The organism is Streptomyces argenteolus, assembly GCF_042902585.1.
GTDB classification, from domain to species: Bacteria; Actinomycetota; Actinomycetes; order Streptomycetales; family Streptomycetaceae; genus Streptomyces; species Streptomyces argenteolus.
In genome coordinates this window covers 1,033,949-1,053,910 of record NZ_JBIBEG010000002.1, presented here as the reverse complement: position 1 = coordinate 1,053,910, position 19,962 = coordinate 1,033,949, and the positions used below count along the sequence as shown (strand labels likewise).

15 protein-coding genes are annotated in these 19,962 nt (G+C 72.5%); 8 read left to right on the top strand and 7 right to left on the bottom strand.

Going from position 1 to position 19,962, the window contains the following annotated elements; all coding sequences use genetic code 11:
• Positions 1–158: 158 nt before the first annotated feature.
• The 3 genes from ACFY8O_RS11305 to ACFY8O_RS11295 all read right to left on the bottom strand — a co-directional run bounded on the left by ACFY8O_RS11305 (position 159) and on the right by ACFY8O_RS11295 (position 2,089).
• Positions 159–362, bottom strand: a complete 204-nt coding sequence (locus ACFY8O_RS11305) for a cold-shock protein (protein ID WP_015607926.1) — start codon at positions 360–362, stop codon at positions 159–161.
• Between the two features lie 535 nt (positions 363–897).
• Positions 898–1,509, bottom strand: coding sequence for a TetR/AcrR family transcriptional regulator (locus tag ACFY8O_RS11300; RefSeq protein ID WP_387900720.1), 612 nt, complete (start codon positions 1,507–1,509; stop codon positions 898–900).
• Between the two features lie 58 nt (positions 1,510–1,567).
• The gene (locus tag ACFY8O_RS11295; RefSeq protein WP_145802262.1) at positions 1,568–2,089 is read right to left on the bottom strand and encodes a pyridoxamine 5'-phosphate oxidase family protein; all 522 of its coding nucleotides are present in this window, start codon (positions 2,087–2,089) and stop codon (positions 1,568–1,570) included.
• 272 nt (positions 2,090–2,361) lie between these two features.
• On the opposite strand from ACFY8O_RS11295, the gene ACFY8O_RS11290 reads away from it, so the two are divergent.
• On the top strand, positions 2,362–3,276 hold the full coding sequence (locus tag ACFY8O_RS11290) for a rhomboid family intramembrane serine protease (protein ID WP_145802260.1): 915 nt from the start codon (positions 2,362–2,364) through the stop codon (positions 3,274–3,276).
• A 198-nt stretch (positions 3,277–3,474) separates the two neighbouring features.
• Here the strand turns inward: ACFY8O_RS11290 and ACFY8O_RS11285 are convergent, their stop codons facing one another.
• The 3 genes from ACFY8O_RS11285 to ACFY8O_RS11275 form a co-directional block, all read right to left on the bottom strand.
• Entirely contained in the window at positions 3,475–4,935 is a 1,461-nt protein-coding gene (locus tag ACFY8O_RS11285; protein ID WP_145802258.1) for a glutamate synthase subunit beta, read from the bottom strand.
• Positions 4,928–9,487, bottom strand: coding sequence for a glutamate synthase large subunit (gltB, locus tag ACFY8O_RS11280; RefSeq protein ID WP_387900718.1), 4,560 nt, complete (start codon positions 9,485–9,487; stop codon positions 4,928–4,930). The genes ACFY8O_RS11285 and gltB overlap by 8 nt, the downstream gene beginning before the upstream one ends.
• 430 nt (positions 9,488–9,917) lie before the next feature.
• Entirely contained in the window at positions 9,918–10,649 is a 732-nt protein-coding gene (locus tag ACFY8O_RS11275; protein WP_145802253.1) for a VIT1/CCC1 transporter family protein, read from the bottom strand.
• 224 nt (positions 10,650–10,873) lie between these two features.
• Here ACFY8O_RS11275 and ACFY8O_RS11270 point away from each other — a divergent pair, with 224 nt between their 5' ends.
• The 7 genes from ACFY8O_RS11270 (at position 10,874) to ACFY8O_RS11240 (ending at position 18,735) form a co-directional block, all read left to right on the top strand.
• Positions 10,874–12,025 carry an ADP-ribosylglycohydrolase family protein gene (locus ACFY8O_RS11270; protein ID WP_387900717.1) on the top strand — a complete coding sequence of 384 codons (1,152 nt, stop codon included), beginning with the start codon at positions 10,874–10,876 and terminating at the stop codon, positions 12,023–12,025.
• A 74-nt stretch (positions 12,026–12,099) separates the two neighbouring features.
• Entirely contained in the window at positions 12,100–13,341 is a 1,242-nt protein-coding gene (locus ACFY8O_RS11265) for an ADP-ribosylglycohydrolase family protein (RefSeq protein ID WP_387901112.1), read from the top strand.
• A complete protein-coding gene (locus ACFY8O_RS11260; protein WP_387900715.1) occupies positions 13,286–14,473 on the top strand; it encodes an ADP-ribosylglycohydrolase family protein in 1,188 nt (395 codons plus the stop codon). The genes ACFY8O_RS11265 and ACFY8O_RS11260 overlap by 56 nt, the downstream gene beginning before the upstream one ends.
• Positions 14,470–15,837 carry an ADP-ribosylglycohydrolase family protein gene (locus tag ACFY8O_RS11255; RefSeq protein WP_387900713.1) on the top strand — a complete coding sequence of 456 codons (1,368 nt, stop codon included), beginning with the start codon at positions 14,470–14,472 and terminating at the stop codon, positions 15,835–15,837. The genes ACFY8O_RS11260 and ACFY8O_RS11255 overlap by 4 nt, the downstream gene beginning before the upstream one ends.
• Positions 15,834–16,718 (top strand): ribokinase, encoded by an 885-nt coding sequence (gene rbsK, locus ACFY8O_RS11250; RefSeq protein ID WP_387900711.1) that lies wholly within the window; start codon positions 15,834–15,836, stop codon positions 16,716–16,718. Before ACFY8O_RS11255 ends, rbsK begins: the two co-directional genes overlap by 4 nt.
• A complete protein-coding gene (locus ACFY8O_RS11245) occupies positions 16,715–17,923 on the top strand; it encodes a CaiB/BaiF CoA transferase family protein (protein WP_387900709.1) in 1,209 nt (402 codons plus the stop codon). The genes rbsK and ACFY8O_RS11245 overlap by 4 nt, the downstream gene beginning before the upstream one ends.
• On the top strand, positions 17,920–18,735 hold the full coding sequence (locus ACFY8O_RS11240; protein WP_387900707.1) for an HpcH/HpaI aldolase/citrate lyase family protein: 816 nt from the start codon (positions 17,920–17,922) through the stop codon (positions 18,733–18,735). The genes ACFY8O_RS11245 and ACFY8O_RS11240 overlap by 4 nt, the downstream gene beginning before the upstream one ends.
• 117 nt (positions 18,736–18,852) lie before the next feature.
• Here the strand turns inward: ACFY8O_RS11240 and lgt are convergent, their stop codons facing one another.
• On the bottom strand, positions 18,853–19,863 hold the full coding sequence (gene lgt / locus ACFY8O_RS11235) for a prolipoprotein diacylglyceryl transferase (RefSeq protein WP_387900705.1): 1,011 nt from the start codon (positions 19,861–19,863) through the stop codon (positions 18,853–18,855).
• Between the last annotated feature and the right edge of the window lie 99 nt (positions 19,864–19,962).

Below are 19,962 nucleotides of genomic sequence, written 5' to 3'. Positions count from 1 at the left end.
CGCCTGCTGCGGACTGCTCGATGTGCGCCCCAGGATGCATGCACAGAGCAGGTGTCCCGGCGAGAGGCCGGGACGGGGGCCGGACGAGCCGGAAACAGCACAAACCGGGGCCCGCACCTTGCGGTGCGGGCCCCGGTTGCGAGGTACGCGTCCGGAGATTAGGCCGGGACGATGTTCTCCGCCTGCGGGCCCTTCTGGCCCTGCGTGACGTCGAAGGAGACCTTCTGGCCCTCCTGGAGCTCACGGAAGCCCTGGGTGGCGATGTTGGAGTAGTGGGCGAAGACGTCGGCGCCGCCGCCGTCCTGCTCGATGAAGCCGAAGCCCTTTTCCGAGTTGAACCACTTCACGGTTCCAGTAGCCATGTCATTCTCCTAAAAGAGGTGCAGTGCCGGAAATCCGCACTTTACGAATTCCAAGTCGCCGCATTGAGCCCCATCCGGAGAAAGCCGGAAAACAATAAAGCGCCTGATGGAGGGTTCCCGTCAGGCGCACATAAAGTTCATGGGTACCAAAACTGCAACTGGGCAACCGTAGCACGTTCCGTCGCGGAGCGGCAGATCACTTCGCACCGGAGCGCCGGAGACTTCCGCCCGGGTGCGCGGTCGCGGGGGCTGTTCACCGCCGTGTCCCCTCACGTTCGCGCAGGGCCCCCGGGCAGTTCCCCCAAGGGCGGACGGGGCTCCACCCCTCGCCGGCGAGGCGCGTCGCGAGGGCCCGGCGGGAGCTGCGCGGCGGCCGGGCGGATTCACCCGAACGCCACACCCGCGCCCGCTCCACGCCGGGGCCGGAAGCAGGGCGGCACGGCCTGATCCACGCAGTGGCGTTACGCCGTACGGGTGCCCGCGCGCCGGTGCGGGTCCCCGGGGCCCCTTCGGACGGCCCTCGCTCCGGACGGGGTCAGCCGCGCGGCGCGAGGCCGTCCAGCAGGAGGGCGAGGGCCGCGCGGGCGAGGTCGGCGGGGTCGTGTCCGCCGCCGGGCCGGTACCAGGAGGCCGCACCCCAGACCGCGTCACCGATGAAGCGGGCGGTCAGCCGGAGGTCGGGGCCCGCGCTGAGCGTCCGGTCGGCGACGCCGCGCTCCAGCGTGCGGTGCCAGGCGTCCTCGAAGAACGGCTGGGCTTCGGCGAGGTAGCCGAAGCCGGGGCGGGTGGCGAGGTGGGCCGCCTCGGTCCGGTAGATCGCGGCGGCGGCGGGGTTGCGGCCGATCTGCCGGAAGGACTCGGTGACGAGGGCTTCGAGCGTCTCGCGCGGGGCGAGTCCGGAGCCGAGCACGGTGTCGTACGCGTTCCGGAGCCCGTCCAGGAAGGTGGAGAGGATCTCGTCGACCATCGATTCCTTCGAATCGAAGTGGTGGTAGAGGCTGCCGGCGAGCATCCCCGCCTCGTCCGCGATCCCGCGGACGGTGGTGGCGTCGTACCCCTGCGCGGCGAAGACCTCCGCCGCGACGGCGAGCAGTTCGGGGCGGCGGCCCGGCCGGGAGGACGCCGCGGGCTTCTTCTTGGTAGGCACTCCCCCATTGTCCGCCCGGCCGCGGGCCGCCAGAACCGCGTGGCCGCAGGTCAGGGCGTCACGACTCGCGGACCGGGCTCTCGTCGCCCCTTCTGCGCAGGGTGCGCAGCGGTGCGCCGGGACGCCACACCTGCAGGACGATGTCGTCGCCGTCGAGCGCGGTGCGGACGACCTCGGCGGGGTCCGCGCGGAAGAGGAGGAAGGGCTCGGGCGGGCTCACCTCCTGGACGAAGCGGGCGCGTACGGCGGGGTCGGTGATCTCCACCGCCAGGCCGGAGACCCGGATGTCGCCGTCGGCCATCTCGGCGTCCGGGCCCGGGTTGGCCTGGACGGCGAAGCGCGGGTCGCGTCGCAGGTCGAGCGCCTTGCGGGAGTTGGGCATCATGCCGAACCACAGGGTGTCCATCCGGAACTCGACCTCCAGGCCGGTGACCCGGGGGGAGCCGTCCTTGCGCAGGGTCGCGAGGACGTGGTGCTTGTACAGCTGGAACCGCTTCTGCACGGTGTCGGCGAAGTCCGGCTCCGCCGCACGGAAGTCCTGCCAGGAGCTGGGTGGCGTGCTCGATGTCATGGGTGCCATCGAACCCCGTAATCAGGACATCTTCTGTCGTGCTTTGCCGCGTGTCCCCGGATCGGCGCCGAACGGTCCCGCACGTGGTGCCTCCGGGGTGGGCGGTCCGGCCGGGCGGCCCCGCTCCGTGCGCGGGCTTCCGCCCCTGCCCCGAGGGGAGTTCGGGGTGTGCCACCGGGTTCGCCCCCAGGTGTGCCGCGGCGGGGGGCGGTTCGCTATCTTGAGCTGCCGCCGCCCCAGCGGCCGCCCCTCCTGCCCGTCCACGAATGAAGGAGCCGGCCATGGAGGCCGCCGCCACCACGTGTTACCGCCACCCGTCGTACGAGACGTATGTGCGCTGCACCCGCTGCGACCGCTACATCTGCCCCGACTGCATGCGCGAGGCCGCCGTCGGCCATCACTGCGTGGAGTGCGTGAAGGAGGGGCAGCGCTCGGTGCGGCAGGCCCGCTCGCTGTTCGGCGGGGCGGTGCCGAGCGCGGCGACTCCCCTGGTGACGTACGTGCTGATGGCGCTGAACATCGTGGCGTACGTCGTCGAGGTGGTCCGTGCCGAGACGGTGGACCGGTTCGGGATGCTCGGCGCGGTGCTGGTCGACCCGGCGGGCGGGCAGTACTACTACGAGGGCGGGGTGTATCCCGGATTCGAGCTGACCGGGGTGGCCGACGGTGAGTGGTACCGGCTGGTGACCGGCGCCTTCCTGCATCTGCCGCCCGACTCGTCGTTCGGTGTGATGCACCTGGTCTTCAACATGCTCGCGCTGTGGAACCTCGGCCGCGTCGTGGAGGGCCAGCTGGGCCGGGCCCGGTACCTGGCGCTGTACCTGCTGTCCGCGGTGGGCGGTTCGGTGCTGGTGTATCTGGTGTCGCCGGAGACGACGGCGGTCGGCGCGTCGGGGGCGATCTTCGGCCTGGCGGCGTCCTTCTACGTCATCAACAGGCGTCTGGGCCGGGACATGCGGCCGGTCAACCGCTTCATGGCCGGGTTCCTGCTGTGGATGGTGATCTCCGCGGCGTTCACCTCGTGGGAGGGCCATCTGGGCGGTCTGCTCACGGGGGGCCTGGTGACCTACGGACTGGCGTACGCCCCGGCGAAGTTGAGGACCTCTCCGGCCCAGCTGGCCGGCGGTGTCGCGCTGGTGGCGCTGCTGGCCGTGGTGGTGGCCGTACGGACCGCCGCGCTGACCGGTCAGGCCTGAGGGGCCGTACGTCCGTGAGGGGCCGCTCCGCGTCGCGGGGCGGCCCCTGCGCGTGGCCGCCGGCGGTGAGGCCGGCCCGTAGGCCCCGGGTGTGCGTCCCCGGACACGCCGCAGCGCCCGCCCTGGTCCGGTCGGGGACGAGGCGGGCGCCGCGTTCAGTTCCGTACGCCGTTGTACGGGACGTCTGTGTGCCGCGGATCAGACCATCAGGGAACGGTCCGTCGGGCGGATCGGGGCGGGCAGTGCGCTGGCCCCGGTGAGGAAGCGGTCCACGCCGCGCGCCGCGGAGCGGCCCTCGGCGATGGCCCAGACGATGAGCGACTGGCCACGGCCCGCGTCACCGGCGACGTAGACGCCGTCGACGTTGGTCGCGTAGTTCTCGTCGCGCGCGATGTTACCGCGCTCGTCGAGTTCGAGGCCGAACTGCTGGACGAGACCGTTGGCCTGGTCGGTGCCGGTGAAGCCCATGGCCAGGGTGACGAGCTGGGCCGGGATGACCCGCTCGGTGCCGGCCTTCTGCTCCAGCTTGCCGTCCTTGAACTCCACCTCGATGAGGTGCAGGGACTGCACGTTGCCGTCCTCGTCGCCCTCGAAGTGGGTGGTGGAGACGGAGTAGATCCGCTCGCCGCCCTCCTCGTGCGCGGAGGTGACCTTGTAGAGCATCGGGAAGGTCGGCCAGGGCTGGTTGGCGTTACGCTCCGCGCCCGGCTGCGGCATGATCTCCAGCTGGGTGACGGAGGCCGCGCCCTGACGGTGCGCGGTGCCCACGCAGTCGGCGCCGGTGTCGCCGCCGCCGATGACGACGACGTGCTTGCCCTCGGCGGTGATCGGGGAGACCGTGAGGTCGCCCTCCTGCACCTTGTTGGCGAGCGGGAGGTACTCCATCGCGAAGTGCACGCCGTTCAGCTCGCGGCCCGGGACGGGCAGGTCGCGGGAGACGGTGGCACCGGCGGCGATGACGACCGCGTCGTAACGGCGGCGGAGCTTGGCGGCGTCGATGTCCTTGCCGATCTCCACCTCCGTACGGAACTTGGTGCCCTCCGCGCGCATCTGCTCGATGCGGCGGTTGATGTGCGACTTCTCCATCTTGAACTCGGGGATGCCGTAGCGCAGCAGGCCCCCGATACGGTCCGCGCGCTCGAAGACGGCGACGGTGTGACCGGCCCGGGTCAGCTGCTGGGCCGCGGCGAGTCCCGCCGGGCCGGAGCCGATGACGGCGACGGTCTTGCCGGAGAGGCGCTCGGGCGGCTGCGGGGTGACGTCGCCGCTGTCCCACGCCTTGTCGATGATGCTGACTTCGACGTTCTTGATGGTGACGGCCGGCTGGTTGATGCCGAGGACGCACGCCGACTCGCAGGGAGCGGGGCACAGGCGGCCCGTGAACTCCGGGAAGTTGTTCGTGGCGTGCAGGCGCTCGGACGCGGCCGACCAGTCCTCACGGTAGGCGTAGTCGTTCCACTCGGGGATGAGGTTTCCGAGGGGACAGCCGTTGTGGCAGAACGGGATGCCGCAGTCCATGCAGCGGCCGGCCTGCTTGCTGATGATCGGGAGCAGCGAACCCGGAACGTAGACCTCGTTCCAGTCCTTCACACGCTCGGCGACGGGACGGGTCTTGGCGACCTCGCGTCCGGTGGTCAGGAAGCCCTTGGGGTCAGCCATTGGTCGCCGCCTCCATCATCTTCTCGGTGGTCTCCTGCTCGGAGAGACCGGCGAGCTCAGCGGCGTCCTTGGCGGCGAGCACTGCCTTGTAGGTGGACGGGATGATCTTGCTGAAGCGGGCGACGGCGGAGTCCCAGTCGGCCAGCAGCTTCTCGGCGACCGTGGATCCGGTCTCCTCCTGGTGGCGGCGCACGACGTCGTGCAGCCACTGCTCGTCGGTGCTGTCGAGCGTCTCGACGGCGCCGATGTTGCCCGTGTTGACGTTGTCGAGGTCGAGGTCGATGACGTACGCGACGCCGCCCGACATGCCTGCGGCGAAGTTGCGTCCGGTCTCGCCGAGGACGACCGCGTGACCACCGGTCATGTACTCGCAGCCGTGGTCGCCCACGCCTTCCGAGACGACCGTGGCACCGGAGTTGCGGACGCAGAAGCGCTCGCCGGTCCGGCCGCGGAGGAACAGCTCGCCGCCGGTCGCACCGTAGCCGATGGTGTTGCCGGCGATGGTGGAGTACTCGGCGAGGTGGTCGGCGCCGCGGTCGGGGCGGACGATGACGCGACCGCCGGAGAGGCCCTTGCCGACGTAGTCGTTGGCGTCGCCCTCCAGGCGCAGCGTCACGCCGCGCGGCACGAAGGCGCCGAAGGACTGGCCGGCGGAGCCGGTGAAGGTGATGTCGATGGTGTCGTCGGGCAGGCCCGCACCGCCGAACTTCTTGGTGACCTCGTGTCCGAGCATCGTGCCGACGGTGCGGTTGATGTTGCGGATCGCGATCTGGGCCCGGACGGGCTGGGCGGCTTCGGCGCTGTCGGCGCCGAGGGCGTCGGCGGCGAGCTTGATCAGCTCGTTGTCGAGGGCCTTGGACAGTCCGTGGTCCTGCTCGGCGATCTGGTGGCGCACCGCGCCCTCGGGCAGTTCGGGCACGTGGAAGAGGGGCGCCAGGTCGAGGCCCTGTGCCTTCCAGTGGGTGACGGCCCGGTCGGTGTCGAGGAGTTCGGCGTGGCCGACGGCCTCCTCGATCGAGCGGAAGCCCAGCTCCGCGAGGATCTCGCGGACCTCCTCGGCGATGAACTCGAAGAAGTTGACGATGTACTCGGCCTTGCCGGAGAAGCGGTCACGCAGGACGGGGTTCTGCGTGGCGATGCCGACGGGGCAGGTGTCGAGGTGGCAGACGCGCATCATGACGCAGCCGGAGACGACGAGCGGCGCGGTCGCGAAACCGAACTCCTCGGCGCCCAGCAGCGCGGCGATGACGACGTCGCGGCCGGTCTTGAGCTGGCCGTCGGTCTGGACGACGATGCGGTCGCGCAGGCCGTTGAGCAGCAGCGTCTGCTGGGTCTCGGCGAGGCCGAGCTCCCAGGGTCCGCCCGCGTGCTTGAGCGAGGTGAGCGGGGAGGCGCCCGTGCCGCCGTCGTGGCCGGAGATGAGGACGACGTCCGCGTGGGCCTTGGACACACCGGCCGCGACCGTGCCGACGCCGACCTCGGAGACCAGCTTCACGTGGATGCGGGCCGCCGGGTTGGCGTTCTTGAGGTCGTGGATCAGCTGAGCCAGGTCCTCGATGGAGTAGATGTCGTGGTGCGGGGGCGGCGAGATGAGGCCGACGCCCGGGGTGGAGTGCCGGGTCTTGGCGACCCAGGGGTAGACCTTGTGGCCTGGCAGCTGGCCGCCCTCGCCGGGCTTGGCGCCCTGCGCCATCTTGATCTGGATGTCGTCCGCGTTGACCAGGTACTCGCTGGTCACACCGAAGCGGCCGGAGGCGACCTGCTTGATGGACGAGCGCCGCGCCGGGTCGTACAGCCGCTCGGCGTCCTCGCCGCCCTCACCGGTGTTGGACTTGCCGCCCAGCTGGTTCATGGCGATGGCGAGGGTCTCGTGCGCCTCCTGGGAGATGGAGCCGTACGACATGGCGCCGGTGGAGAAGCGCTTGACGATCTCGGCGGCGGACTCGACCTCGTCGATGGAGATCGGCTCGCGGCCGCTCTTGAAGCCGAAGAGCCCGCGGAGCGTCATGAGGCGCTCGGACTGCTCGTTGACCCGGCCGGTGTACTTCTTGAAGATGTCGTACCGGCGGTTGCGGGTGGCGTGCTGGAGGCGGAAGACCGTCTCCGGGTCGAACAGGTGCGGCTCGCCCTCGCGGCGCCACTGGTACTCGCCGCCGATCTCCAGCGCACGGTGCGAGGCGGAGATGCCGGAGGCGGGGTACGCCTTGGCGTGGCGGGCGGCGACCTCCTTGGCGACGACGTCGAGTCCGGCGCCGCCGATCTTGGTGGCGGTGCCGTTGAAGTACGTGGCGACGAAGGCCTCGTCGAGGCCGACGGCCTCGAAGACCTGGGCGCCGCGGTAGGAGGCGACGGTCGAGATGCCCATCTTCGACATGACCTTCAGGACGCCCTTGCCGAGGGCGTAGATCAGGTTGCGGATGGCCAGCTCGGGCTCGATGCCCTCGATGAACGTACCGGCGCGGACGAGGTCCTCGACGGACTCCATCGCGAGGTAGGGGTTGACGGCGGCGGCGCCGTACCCGATGAGCAGGGCGACGTGGTGGACCTCGCGGACGTCTCCGGCCTCGACCAGCAGCCCCACCTGGGTGCGCTGCTTGGTGCGGATGAGGTGGTGGTGGACGGCCGAGGTGAGCAGCAGCGAGGGGATCGGCGCGTGCTCGGCGTCGGAGTGCCGGTCGGACAGGACGATGAGGCGGGCGCCGTCCTCTATGGCGGCGTCGACCTCGGTGGTGATCTGCTCGATCCGGGCGGCGAGGGCGTCGCCGCCGCCGCTGACGCGGTAGAGACCGGACAGGGTCGCGGCCTTCATGCCCGGCATGTCGCCGTCGGCGTTGATGTGTATGAGCTTGGCCAGCTCGTCGTTGTCGATCACCGGGAAGGGCAGCGTGACGGCGCGGCACGCGGCGGGGGTGGGCTCCAGGATGTTGCCCTGGGGACCGAGCGTGGAGCGCAGCGAGGTGACGAGCTCCTCGCGGATGGCGTCCAGCGGCGGGTTGGTGACCTGCGCGAAGAGCTGGGTGAAGTAGTCGAAGAGCAGCCGGGGGCGCTCGGAGAGCGCGGCGATCGGCGAGTCGGTGCCCATGGAGCCGAGGGGCTCGCCGGCGGTGCGGGCCATCGGGGCGAGGAGGACGCGGAGCTCCTCCTCGGTGTAGCCGAAGGTCTGCTGGCGGCGGGTGACCGAGGCGTGGGTGTGGACGATGTGCTCGCGCTCGGGGAGGTCCTCGAGCTCGATCTCGCCCGTCTCCAGCCATTCGGAGTACGGGTTCTCGGCGGCCAGGGACGCCTTGATCTCGTCGTCCTCGATGATGCGGTGCTCGGCGGTGTCGACGAGGAACATCTTGCCGGGCTGGAGGCGGCCCTTGCGGACGACCTTGGAGGGGTCGATGTCCAGGACGCCGACCTCGGAGGACAGGACGACGAGGCCGTCGTCGGTGACCCAGTAGCGGCCGGGGCGCAGACCGTTGCGGTCGAGGACCGCGCCGACCTGGGTGCCGTCGGTGAAGGTGACGCAGGCCGGGCCGTCCCAGGGCTCCATCATCGTGGAGTGGTACTGGTAGAAGGCGCGGCGGGCCGGGTCCATGGAGGCGTGGTTCTCCCACGCCTCGGGGACCATCATCAGCACCGAGTGCGGCAGCGAGCGGCCGCCGAGGTGGAGCAGCTCCAGGACCTCGTCGAAGGAGGCCGAGTCGGAGGCGTCCGGCGTGCAGACGGGGAAGATCCGCTCCAGGCTCTCCGCGCCGAAGAGGCTGGAGGCGAGCTGGGACTCGCGGGCCTTCATCCAGTTGCGGTTGCCCTTGACCGTGTTGATCTCGCCGTTGTGCGCGACGAAGCGGTACGGGTGGGCGAGCGGCCAGCTGGGGAAGGTGTTGGTCGAGAAGCGGGAGTGGACCAGCGCGACCGTGGTGGCGAAGCGGCGGTCGGAGAGGTCCGGGAAGAACGGCTCCAGCTGCCCGGTGGTGAGCATGCCCTTGTAGACGATCGTGCGTGCGGAGAGCGAGGGGAAGTACACCCCGGCCTCACGCTCGGCGCGCTTGCGCAGGACGAAGGCCTTGCGGTCCAGCGCGATGCCGGTGCTCGTGCCGTCGGCGACGATCAGCTGGCGGAACTCGGGCATGACGGCGCGGGCGCCGTTGCCGAGGATCTCCGGCGTGACGGGGACCGCGCGCCAGCCGAGGACGTCGAGGCCCTCCTCCGCGGCGATCTTCTCGATCCGCTGGACGGCGCCGGTGGAGTCGTCGGCCGGCAGGAAGGCGATACCCACGGCGTAGGAGCCGGCCTCGGGGAGCTCGAACGTGACCTCTTCCCGCAGGAAGGCGTCCGGAACCTGAAGCAGGATGCCGGCGCCGTCACCCGAGTCGGGCTCGGATCCTGTGGCGCCGCGGTGTTCGAGGTTGCGCAGTACGGTCAGCGCCTGCTCGACCAGCTCATGGCTGGCCACACCGGTCAGAGTGGCCACGAACCCGACGCCACAGGCGTCGTGCTCGTTACGGGGGTCGTACATCCCCTGCTGGGCGGGGCGACCGTCCATGGGCGACCAGGCGTCGGAACGCATCGGCTCTCCCGTCGTCGTCGTGGCATGTGCTGTGCCGAGGGACGACGCTGGCCCTCTGCGAAATTTCGTGCAGGTTACATGATGGAACGCTTCTCAAAAAGCGAATAGTCCGTTCCACCATGCGGACACCACGGAGCCGTGGTGCGGGTGGGTCATGATCGAACGAATCCTTGTGGATCACTGTCCGGGGAGACCGCAGAGAGCAGGCGTCGTTGCCCGCGGTGTCTACGGCTCTTGCCCAGCGGTCATGGAATCGAAACCGCCGAGTAACGGCTACTTATGTGTAGCACTGCATAGCGTCTCACTTTAAGGTGCGCTCACCCCATCCGCCCAGTGACGTGCGCCAAGACGTACGTCACACCCGTGCAACACGGCACGGCACCCGGGGCTTCCCGGGTGCCGTGCCGTGGGGTGCCGTACCGGCGTCAGGTCAGCCGACGGCCACGCCGAAGAGGGTGCCCAGGCCGTACGTGATCGCGGCGGCGGCGCCGCCGAGCACGAGCTGACGCAGCCCGCTGAACCACCAGCTCCGCGCCGTCACCCGGGCGACCACCGCGCCGCACCCGAACAGCCCGGCGAGGGCGAGCAGCACGGCGGGCCACAGCTGGGTCGCGCCGAGGAGGTAGGGCAGCACGGGCAGCAGGGCGCCCAGCGCGAAGGCTCCGAAGGAGGAGACGGCGGCGACGAGCGGCGAGGGCAGGTCGCCGGGGTCGATGCCGAGCTCCTCGCGGGCGTGGATCTCCAGGGCCTGTTCCGGGTCCCTGGAGAGCTGCCGCGCGACCTCCTGGGCGAGGGCGGGCTCGACGCCGCGCGACTCGTACAGCGCGGCGAGCTCCGCCATCTCGTCCTTGGGGTGCTTGCGCAGTTCACGGCGCTCGACGTCGAGCTCGGCCTCGACCAGTTCACGCTGCGAGGCCACCGAGGTGTACTCCCCCGCCGCCATGGAGAACGCGCCGGCCGCGAGTCCGGCCATGCCCGTGATCACGATGGTCTGGTGGGAGACCGCCCCGCCGGCGACACCCGTCATCAGGGCGAGGTTGGAGACGAGCCCGTCCATGGCACCGAAGACCGCGGGCCGCAGCCAGCCGCCGTTGACGTCACGGTGGGTGTGGTTGTCACGGTGGGCCTCGTGCAGTACGGCGTCGGTCTCGATGATGGACACAGCTCTCCCCTTTTCCGGGAGCGGGATCCCGATGTTCCACCCCCGCTCCGCACCCTCGAAAGTACGCACGAAAAAGGCCTCCCGCCAGCAAGGAAGGCCGAACTTACCTGCTGCGAGCGCCTCACCCGGGCGGCCGATCTGTCCGCCATGCGCGCCTCGCTCCCGCCGAATCGGGGAAGCCTCGTACATCCGGTGATTCGGGGTGGGAGCGAAGGGGCGACACGATGGAGCTCAAGGCGGACGGCACAGCGGCCACGGCGGACCGGGCCCGGGGGGCCTTGCTGGGGCTCGCGGTGGGGGACGCGCTCGGCGCCCCGGCGGAGAACATGCGCCCGTCGGAGATCCGCCGCCGCTGGGGACGCATCGAGGGTTTCGTGAGCGACGACCCGGCGGGGACGGACGACACGGAGTACGCGATCTTCTCCGGGCTGCTGCTGGCCAGGCACGGTTCCGCGCTCACCGTCTCCCACGTCGAGCGGGCCTGGCACCACTGGATCGCAGATCTGGACGAGGGCCCTTTCCGGGGCGCGGGGTTCAGCGAGCGCGGCACGCTGGAGAATCTGCGGCGGGGTCTGGCCGCCCCGATCTCGGCGCAGCACCGGCACGCGTGGAGCGACGGTCTCGCGATGCGGGCGGCGCCGTTCGGGGTCTTCGCGGCGGGCCGGCCCGCCGAGGCCGCCCGGCTGGTCGCCGTGGACGGACGGGTCAGCCATGACGGGGAGGGCATCTACGGCGGGCAGGCGGTGGCGGCCGGGGTGGCCGCGGCGATGGTCGGCGCGGGGCTCGCCTCCGTGATCGCCGCCGCGCTCTCGGTCGTGCCGATGGACTCCTGGACGGCCCGCTCGCTGCGCCGGGCGGTCTCGGCGGCCCAGCGTCCGTACCCGGACCGGCTGGCGGCGGAGCGCGCGGTGCGCTCGGCGGTGGTGATCGGCGGCTATCCGTGGACGGACCTCGCGCCGGAGGCGGTCGGCCTCGCCTTCGGCGCCCTGACGGCGGCGCGGGGCGATTTCCGTGAGGCGGTGCTCACGGCCGTGAACATGGGCCGGGACGCCGACACCACCGCGGCCGTCGCGGGTGCGCTGGCCGGGGCGCTGCACGGGGCGTCTGCGATCCCCCGGGACTGGTCGGCGGCCATCGGGCCGGTGCGGGGCAGCTGCCTGCCGTCGATGCGGGGCTACCACGTCCTGGACATCGCGGAGCTGCTGACCCCGGACGACGTGGAGGAGCCGCCGTACGCCCCGCCGCCCTCCCCGCACGGGACGTGCGGCGCGGCACGCGGCGGTGGGCCTGCCGGCAGCCGGGCTGCCGGAGCGGCGCCGCCCGGGGTCTCCCCGTCGCACGAGGCTGCCGGGCGCGCGGGGCGGGGCGTCCGGTGAGCGCCGCCCGCAGGGCCGCCCAGGGAGCGTCCACGCCGGCGCCGGACCCCGCCGCTCCCCATGTGGCCATCAGGATCACGGCTGCCCCGGCCGTCGCAGGGGGCCCGCGGGAGGCGGGTTCGCCCGGCAGGCGGGCCAGGATCGAAGGGCTGCTGCTGGGCCTGGCGGCCGGGGACGCCGCCGGCTGGCCCGCGGCGCGGCACCGGGCGGCGAGGATGCCCGAATGGACCAGGCGGCTCACCCGGGAGCTGGACACCTTCGCGGAGCAGAACGCCACGACGACACTGCCCGTGCCCATCGCGCTCAACCAGCCGCCCGAGCCGCTTCGGCTCGGTCCGTCCGACGACGCGGAGTGGGCGGCCTTCGCGGCCCGCACCGTGCTGTCCGCGGCGGCCGACCACGCGCCGGGCCTCTCCGCCGGGCACCGGATGCGGGACGCGATCGACCGGTCGTGGAACGCGCTGGCCGCGAAGGTGGCCGCCGCGAGCGCCCGGGCGCCCGAGGTCGAGTCGGCCGTCCTGCCGCTGCGGGCCCGGATCTCCGTCCGGGCCGGGCTCGGCAACCTCGCCGCCGGGCTGCGCCCGCCCGCCACCGGGCACGACAATCCGCACTACTTCGACGACGCGGCCTGTGTGCGGGCGGCCGTGCTCGCGGTCGTGCACCCCGGGGACCCCGCGGCGGCGGCCGAGCTCGCCGAGTTCGACGCCCGGTACACCCAGGACGGTGACGGGGTCCACGGCGCGCGTGCCCTCGCCGCCGCGATCGCCGAGGCGCTGGCCGGGTCGGACGTCGACACCGTCGTGAACGCGGCGCTCGACCGGCTCCCCGAGGGCACCGAGATCGCCCGCAACGCAGTCCATGCGGTGCGGCTGGCGCGGGAGTTCGCGGACGAGGCGGCCGGAGCCTTCGCCCTCGTACCGGTGCTGGAGCATCAGATCGTGGACCACGTCTACAGCTACGGGATCGCGGCGGCCGAGACCGTGCCGGTGGCCCTCGCCCTGACGACCGCCGCCCGGGGCGACTTCGCCCAGGCGGTGCCCGCGGCGGCCTGTCTGTCCCGGGTCGCCGATTCCGCGCCCGCCCTCGCGGGGGCCCTGACCGGCGCGCTGGGCGGCGCGGCCACCGTGCCGGCGGGCTGGCGGGAGGCCTGCCGCACACTGGCCGGGTGTGCTCTGCCCCGCCTCGCGGGCACCGACCTCATCGAACTCGCCGGGCTGCTCGCAGCCACGGAACCGGCGACTCCGGGTGGACAATTCCGGCATGACACACAAAACATCCGAACTGCCCGTGGCGGCCACGACGCTCACCCTGGCTGAACGCGTCACCGGCGCGCTGGTGGGCGCCGCCGTGGGGGACGCGCTCGGCGGACCCGTCGAGGGCTGGACGCCGGAGCAGATCGCCGAGCGGCACGGCGGCAGGGTGACCGGGGTGGTCGGGCCCTGGTACGGCGACGACTGGCGTACCGCGCGCCCCATCGCCCCGTACCACAAGGGCGACGGGCACGTCACCGACGACACCCTGATGACCCATGCGCTGGTGCGGGTGTACGAGACGGTACGGGACCACCTCGACGCGTACTCCGTGGCCGACCACCTCGTACCGGACCTGATGTCCCGGCCCCGCTGGATCCCGGAGCTGGAGGCGGAGGCCCTCCCCCTGCAGCGGATCTTCCTGGCCGAGAAGTGGATCGTCACACGGCTGCACTACGGGCACGCCGACCCCCGCGAGGCGGGCTCGGGGAACGTCGTCAACTGCGGGGCGGCGATGTACATGGCCCCGGTCGGGCTGGTGAACGCCGCCCATCCGGAGGCGGCGTACGCCGAGGCGCTGGATGTCGCGGGGGCCCACCAGTCCTCGTACGGGCGGGAGGCGGCCGGGGTCCTGGCCGCCGCGGTGGCCGCCGCGTGCACCCCGGGTGCGACCCCGGTCTCCGTCGTCGAGGCCGCTCTGGCACTCGCCAAGGACGGCACCCGCTCCGCGATCGAGTCGGTGTGCGAAGTGGCCTCCCGCCACACGGACTTCGAGTCGGCGCTGGTCCCGCTGCGCGCCGCCGTCGCCCCCTTCGACACGGTGGGGCCGCACTACCGCGAACCGTCGCTGGGCGCCCGTCGGCCCTCCCGGCTCCATTCCATCGAGGAGCTCCCCGTCGCGCTCGGCATGCTGCTCGTCGGCGGGGGCGACTACCGCCACACGGTGCTGGGGTCGGTGAACTACGGGCGTGACTGCGACTCGATCGCCACCATGAGCGGCGCGCTCGCGGGTGCGCTCCACGGCGAGCAGGCGATCCCGGCCGGCTGGGTGAAGACGGTCGCCGACGCGAGCCGCCTGGATCTGCACGCCCCGGCGCTGGCCCTGACGGAGGTCGCCCGCGAGATCTTCGTACGGGACACCGCGCGGCGCCGCGCACACGAGGCGGCGTTCGCCGCGCTGGCGGGCGACGAGCGGTGACCGTACGCCTGACGTGGGTGCAGCCAGAGGATCTGGTGGGCCACGAGCTGCGGCAGGCCGCGCAGGACGGGCGCGAGGCCGGGGAGATCGAGCGGCGCTGGTACGCGGCGGGCGGCGCCCCGGCTCCCGAGCGCGCGGGCGCCTCGCAGCCCCCCGCTCCACGCCGGCTGCGCGCCGTCGCCGAGCAGCTGCTCGACGAGCTGGCCCGGCTGGAGAGCCCGCTGGCGGCGGACGAGCCGACCGCGCTGTCCGCGATCCGTGCCGCCTGCCCGCGCTGGCCCTCCCCCCGCACCCGGCCGGTCTCCCTCGGCCCCGAGCGCCTGCACGCGGCGTGGCTGGGCCGGGCGGCGGGCTGCCTGCTCGGCAAGCCCGTGGAGAAGCTGCCGCTGGAGGGCATCCGCGCACTGGCGCGGGCCACCGGCAACTGGCCGCTCACCACCTGGTTCACGGCCCGCGGGGTACCGGCCGAACTGGCCGCGGCCCACCCGTGGAACCGCCGCTCCGCACCCACCTCCCTGGCCGAGAACATCGACGGGATGCCGGAGGACGACGACCTCAACTACCCCCTGCTCACCGTGCTGTTGCTCCAGAGGTACGGACGCGCCTTCAGCACCTGCGATCTCGCCCGGCTGTGGCTCGACGAGCTTCCGGCCGGCCGGGTGTTCACCGCCGAGCGCGTCGCGTACCGCAACCTGCTCGACGGCGTCGAGCCTCCTGACACCGCACGCCACCGCAACCCGTTCCGGGAGTGGATCGGCGCGCAGATCCGGGCGGATGTGCACGGCTGGACCCACCCCGGCGACCCCGGGGCCGCGGCGGAACAGGCCCACCGGGACGCGGTCCTGACCCACACGGCGAACGGCGTGTACGGGGCGATGTTCACCGCGGCCGTGCTCGCCGAGGCGGCGGGCGGCGAGACCGATGTGCACGGCTGCCTGGCCGTGGGGCTGCGTGTGGTGCCGCCCCGCTCGCGGTACGCCGAAGCCGTGCGCCTCGGGATCGGGGCGGCGCGCGCCGAGGAGGACTTCGACACGGTCGTGGACCGGCTGCACGCCGTCTACGGATCCACCCACCACTGGGTGCACGTCCTGCCCAACGCCGCGCTGCTGGCCGCCGCCCTCACCCGCGGGGACGGGGACTTCGGCCGCTCCATCGGCTACGCGGTCTCCGGCGGCTGGGACACCGACTCGAACGGGGCGACGGCCGGCTCCCTCGCGGGCCTGCTCGTCGGCCGGCCCGCCGGGCTGCCCGACCGGTGGACCGCCCCGCTCAAGAACCGCCTCGCCACGTCCGTACCCGGATTCGGCTCCATCGGCTTCGACACCCTCGCGGAACTGACCTACCAGGAGGTACACCGCCCATGACAGTGATCGCGGTGCTCGGCAGCACCAACATGGACGTGGTCGCCTACGTCGCCCGGGCGCCCGGGCGCGGGGAGACCGTCACCGGGCGGGAGCTGCGCACGGTCCCCGGTGGCAAGGGCGCCAACCAGGCCGTCGCCGCGGCCCGCGCCGGGGGTGAGGTGGTGATGATCGGCGCGGTGGGGACCGACGAGTACGGCTCCCGGCTGCGGACGAATCTGGAGCACGCGGGCGTGGACACGGATCTGCTGCACACCGCCGCCGGACCCAGCGGCACCGCGCACATCGTGGTCGACGACGAGGGGTCCAACGCCATCGTGGTGATCCCCGGCGCGAACGGCACCGTGACCGCGCTCGGCCCGGGCGAGAAGGCGGCCATCGCGGCGGCCGGCCTGCTGCTCCTCCAGCTGGAACTCCCGATGACCGTGGTGACGGAAGGGGCGATGACGGCGAAGGCCCGGGGCGTGCGTACGATCCTCACGCCCTCCCCCGTGCAGCCCCTGCCCGCCGGGCTGGCCGACTCGGTCGACCTGCTGATCCCCAACGAGCACGAGGCGGCGGAGCTGACCGGGCACACCGACCCCCGGGCGGCGGCGTTGTCGCTGCTGCGGCAGGTGCCCGAGGTCGTGATCACACTCGGCAGCAGAGGCTGTCTGTACGCGGCCCGGGGCGGCGAACCGGTGTTCTTCCCGGCTCCCGAGGTCACCGCCGTCGACACGACCGGGGCCGGGGACACCTTCGTCGGCACGCTGGCCGTGGCGCTCGGTGAGGGCCGGTCCGTCCCCGAAGCGGTGGGCTGGGCCTCGTCGGCCGCGGCGCTCTGCGTGCAGCGGCCCGGTGCCTCGACGTCCATGCCCTACCGCAGTGAGATCGATGCCTCATGACCGCTGCCGCTGCCTCGAATCCGCCGCCGCTCGCGGGTCTGCGGGTCCTGGACCTCGCCACCCTCTTCGCCGGGCCGCTCGCGGCCACCATGCTCGGGGACTTCGGGGCCGAGGTCATCAAGGTCGAGCACCCCCGCAAGCCCGACCCCTCGCGCGGCCACGGCCCCGCGAAGGACGGGATCGGCCTGTGGTGGAAGCTGCTCGGCCGCAACAAGCGCACCCTGACCCTCGACCTGTCGAGCCCGGGCGGCCGGGACGTGCTGCTGCGGCTGGCGGCGGACACCGACGTGATCGTCGAGAACTTCCGGCCCGGCACGCTGGAGCGCTGGGGTCTGGGCTGGGAGGAACTGCGGGAGGTCAATCCGCGGCTGGTGCTGGCCCGGGTGACGGGCTTCGGCCAGTCGGGCCCGTACGCGCACCGCCCCGGCTTCGGCACCCTCGCCGAGGCGATGAGCGGCTTCGCCGCCGTCACGGGGGAACCGGACGGACCGCCCACCCTTCCGCCGTTCGGGCTCGCCGACTCGATCGCGGCCCTGGCCACGGCGTACGCGGTGATGACCGCCCTGGCGGGACGTGACCTGACCGGGCGCGGTCAGGTGGTGGACATGGCGATCATCGAGCCGATCCTGACCGTGCTGGGGCCGCAGCCGCTCTGGTACGACCAGCTCGGCTACGTCCAGCCGCGCACCGGCAACCGCTCCCGCAACAACGCGCCGCGCAACACCTACCGCACCGCCGACGGGCACTGGGTGGCCGTCTCGACCTCCGCCCAGTCGATCGCGGAACGCGTGATGCGCCTGGTCGGGCGCCCCGAGCTGATCGAGGAGCCGTGGTTCACCGCCGGGACCACCCGGGCCGAGCACGCCGACGAACTGGACGAGGCCGTCGGCCACTGGATCGCCCGCCGCACCCGGGAGGAGGCGGTGGACGCGTTCGAGAAGGCCGAGGCGGCGATCGCACCCATCCATGACGTCCGCGAGGTGATGGAGAACCCGCAGTACCGGGCTCTGGGCACCATCGCCGAGGTCGAGGACCCGGAGCTGGGGACGCTGCGGATGCAGAACGTGCTCTTCCGGCTCTCCGAGACCCCCGGGGCGATCCGCTGGGCGGGCCGCCCGCACGGGGCGGACACGGAGGAGATCCTGGCGGAGCTCGGTCTCTCCGCGCCGAGGATCGCGGCCCTGCGGGACGAAGGAGCCCTGTGAACGGCGAGGCGACGCCGCTGACCTGGCTGTACGTTCCCGGGGACCGGCCGGAGGTGGTCCGCAAGGCGCTTGGCGCGGGCGCGGACGTCGTGATCGTCGACCTGGAGGACGCGGTCGCCCCGCACCGCAAGGAGTACGCCCGCGCGGCCACGGCGGAGCTCCTCACGGACCCGGTCACGGCGGACCCGCTGGGGGTGCCGGTCCATGTGCGGGTCCACTGCGAGGACGACGTGAAGGCGCTGGCGGGACTGCCGGGGCTGTCCGGGATGCGGCTCCCCAAGATCACGCACGCGGGGTCCGTGCACCATGTCGCTGCCCTGGCCCCTGGTGTGGCGCTGTACCCGCTGCTGGAGTCGGCGCTGGCGATCGAGCACGCGTACTCGATCGCCGGGTCGCATCACGCCGTACGGGGCATCGCCCTGGGCGAGGCGGACCTGCGGGCGGATCTGGGGGTGCGGGACGACGCCGGGCTGGACTGGCCGCGCAGCCGCGTGGTCGTGGCGGCGCGGGCGGCGGGGCTCGCTCCGCCCGTCATGTCGGTGTACACGGACGTCCGCGACCTGTCCGGACTGCGCTCGTCCTGTGCGCACGGCCGGGATCTGGGCCTGCTGGGCCGGGCGGCGATCCACCCCCGGCAGCTGCCGGTCATCGAACGGGCCTTCCGCCCGACGGCGCGGGAGGTCGAGGCGGCCGAACAGATCCTGGAGGCGTCCCGCGCCGAGGCGGGGGCGCAGGCGCTGCCGGACGGGAGGTTCGTCGACGCGGCGGTGGTGGCGACGGCGGAACGCACCCTCTCGCTGGCCCGGCGCTGAGTTCCCGGCGCTGAGTTCCCGGCGCGCACGGCCGTGTCCCGGCCGGCTGCGCCCGGGACACGCGAAGGGGCCGCCGGACCTCTGCGGTCCGGCGGCCCCTTCGCGGTCTGCGGAGCGTCAGCTCCTGTCGGCCTTCTGCGGTGACCCGTCGCTCTCGGTCTCCGTCGCTTCCGTCCCGGTCCCGCCGGCACCGGGGGTGCCGGCGGCGGAGTCCTCGGCGGAGGAGTCCTCGATGGCGGAGTCCTCGGCGGAGGTGTCCTCGGCGGGGGTGTCCTGGGAGGAGGCGTCCTTCCCGCTGTCCTCGCCGGACCGCGCCGCGTCGGGCTCGACGATCTCCTCGCGGCCCGGGCGCTTCTTCGCCGAGATCACGATGTACGTCACCGCCAGCACGAAGACGACGATCGCGGTCCACACGTTGAGCCGGAGGCCCAGCACGTGGTGCGCCTCGTCGACGCGCATGTACTCGATCCAGCCGCGGCCCGCGCAGTACGCCGCGACGTACAGGGCGAAGGCCCGGCCGTGCCCGAGCTTGAAGCGGCGGTCCGCCCAGATGACCAGCAGGGCGACGCCGACGCACCAGAGCGACTCGTAGAGGAAGGTCGGGTGGTAGGTGCCCTCGACCCGGTTCGCTCCCTCGCTGATCTTCACCGCCCAGGGCAGATCCGTCGGCTTGCCGTACAGCTCCTGGTTGAACCAGTTGCCCCAGCGGCCGATCGCCTGGGCGAAGGCGATCCCGGGTGCCAGGGCGTCCGCCCAGGCAGGGAGCGGGATCCCACGGCGGCGGCAGCCGATCCAGGCACCGACCGCGCCCAGCGCGATCGCGCCCCAGATACCGAGGCCGCCCTCCCAGATCTTGAAGGCGTCCACCCAGTCCTCACCGTCGCTGAAGTACAGCTGGTAGTCGGTGATGACGTGGTACAGCCTGCCTCCGACGAGGCCGAAGGGCACGGCCCAGACGGCGATGTCGGCGACGGTGCCGGCTTTACCTCCCCTGGCGATCCAGCGCTTGTTGCCGAACCAGACGGCGACGAAGACACCGATGATGATGCAGAACGCGTAGCCGCGGAGCGGGATCGGGCCGAGCTCGATCACCCCGGTCGACGGGCTGGGAATGTAGGCAAGGTTCATGACGAGGTCGACGCTACCCTGCCGGACCGGACGTACGGCAAGCCGTCCGGCAACTTCTGGGTAACGGGGCCCTGCCGGAGCACACCCCGGGCGCCCGCC

What these genes read in the sequence shown, in the direction of transcription:
- ACFY8O_RS11305 (WP_015607926.1), bottom strand. Translation starts at nt 362, where the DNA reads ATGGCTACTGGAACCGTGAAGTGGTTCAACTCGGAAAAGGGCTTCGGC.
- ACFY8O_RS11295 (WP_145802262.1), bottom strand. Translation starts at nt 2,089, where the DNA reads ATGGCACCCATGACATCGAGCACGCCACCCAGCTCCTGGCAGGACTTC.
- ACFY8O_RS11290 (WP_145802260.1), top strand. Translation starts at nt 2,362, where the DNA reads ATGGAGGCCGCCGCCACCACGTGTTACCGCCACCCGTCGTACGAGACG.
- ACFY8O_RS11285 (WP_145802258.1), bottom strand. Translation starts at nt 4,935, where the DNA reads ATGGCTGACCCCAAGGGCTTCCTGACCACCGGACGCGAGGTCGCCAAG.
- gltB (WP_387900718.1), bottom strand. Translation starts at nt 9,487, where the DNA reads ATGCGTTCCGACGCCTGGTCGCCCATGGACGGTCGCCCCGCCCAGCAG.
- ACFY8O_RS11270 (WP_387900717.1), top strand. Translation starts at nt 10,874, where the DNA reads ATGGAGCTCAAGGCGGACGGCACAGCGGCCACGGCGGACCGGGCCCGG.
- ACFY8O_RS11260 (WP_387900715.1), top strand. Translation starts at nt 13,286, where the DNA reads ATGACACACAAAACATCCGAACTGCCCGTGGCGGCCACGACGCTCACC.
- rbsK (WP_387900711.1), top strand. Translation starts at nt 15,834, where the DNA reads ATGACAGTGATCGCGGTGCTCGGCAGCACCAACATGGACGTGGTCGCC.
- ACFY8O_RS11245 (WP_387900709.1), top strand. Translation starts at nt 16,715, where the DNA reads ATGACCGCTGCCGCTGCCTCGAATCCGCCGCCGCTCGCGGGTCTGCGG.
- lgt (WP_387900705.1), bottom strand. Translation starts at nt 19,863, where the DNA reads ATGAACCTTGCCTACATTCCCAGCCCGTCGACCGGGGTGATCGAGCTC.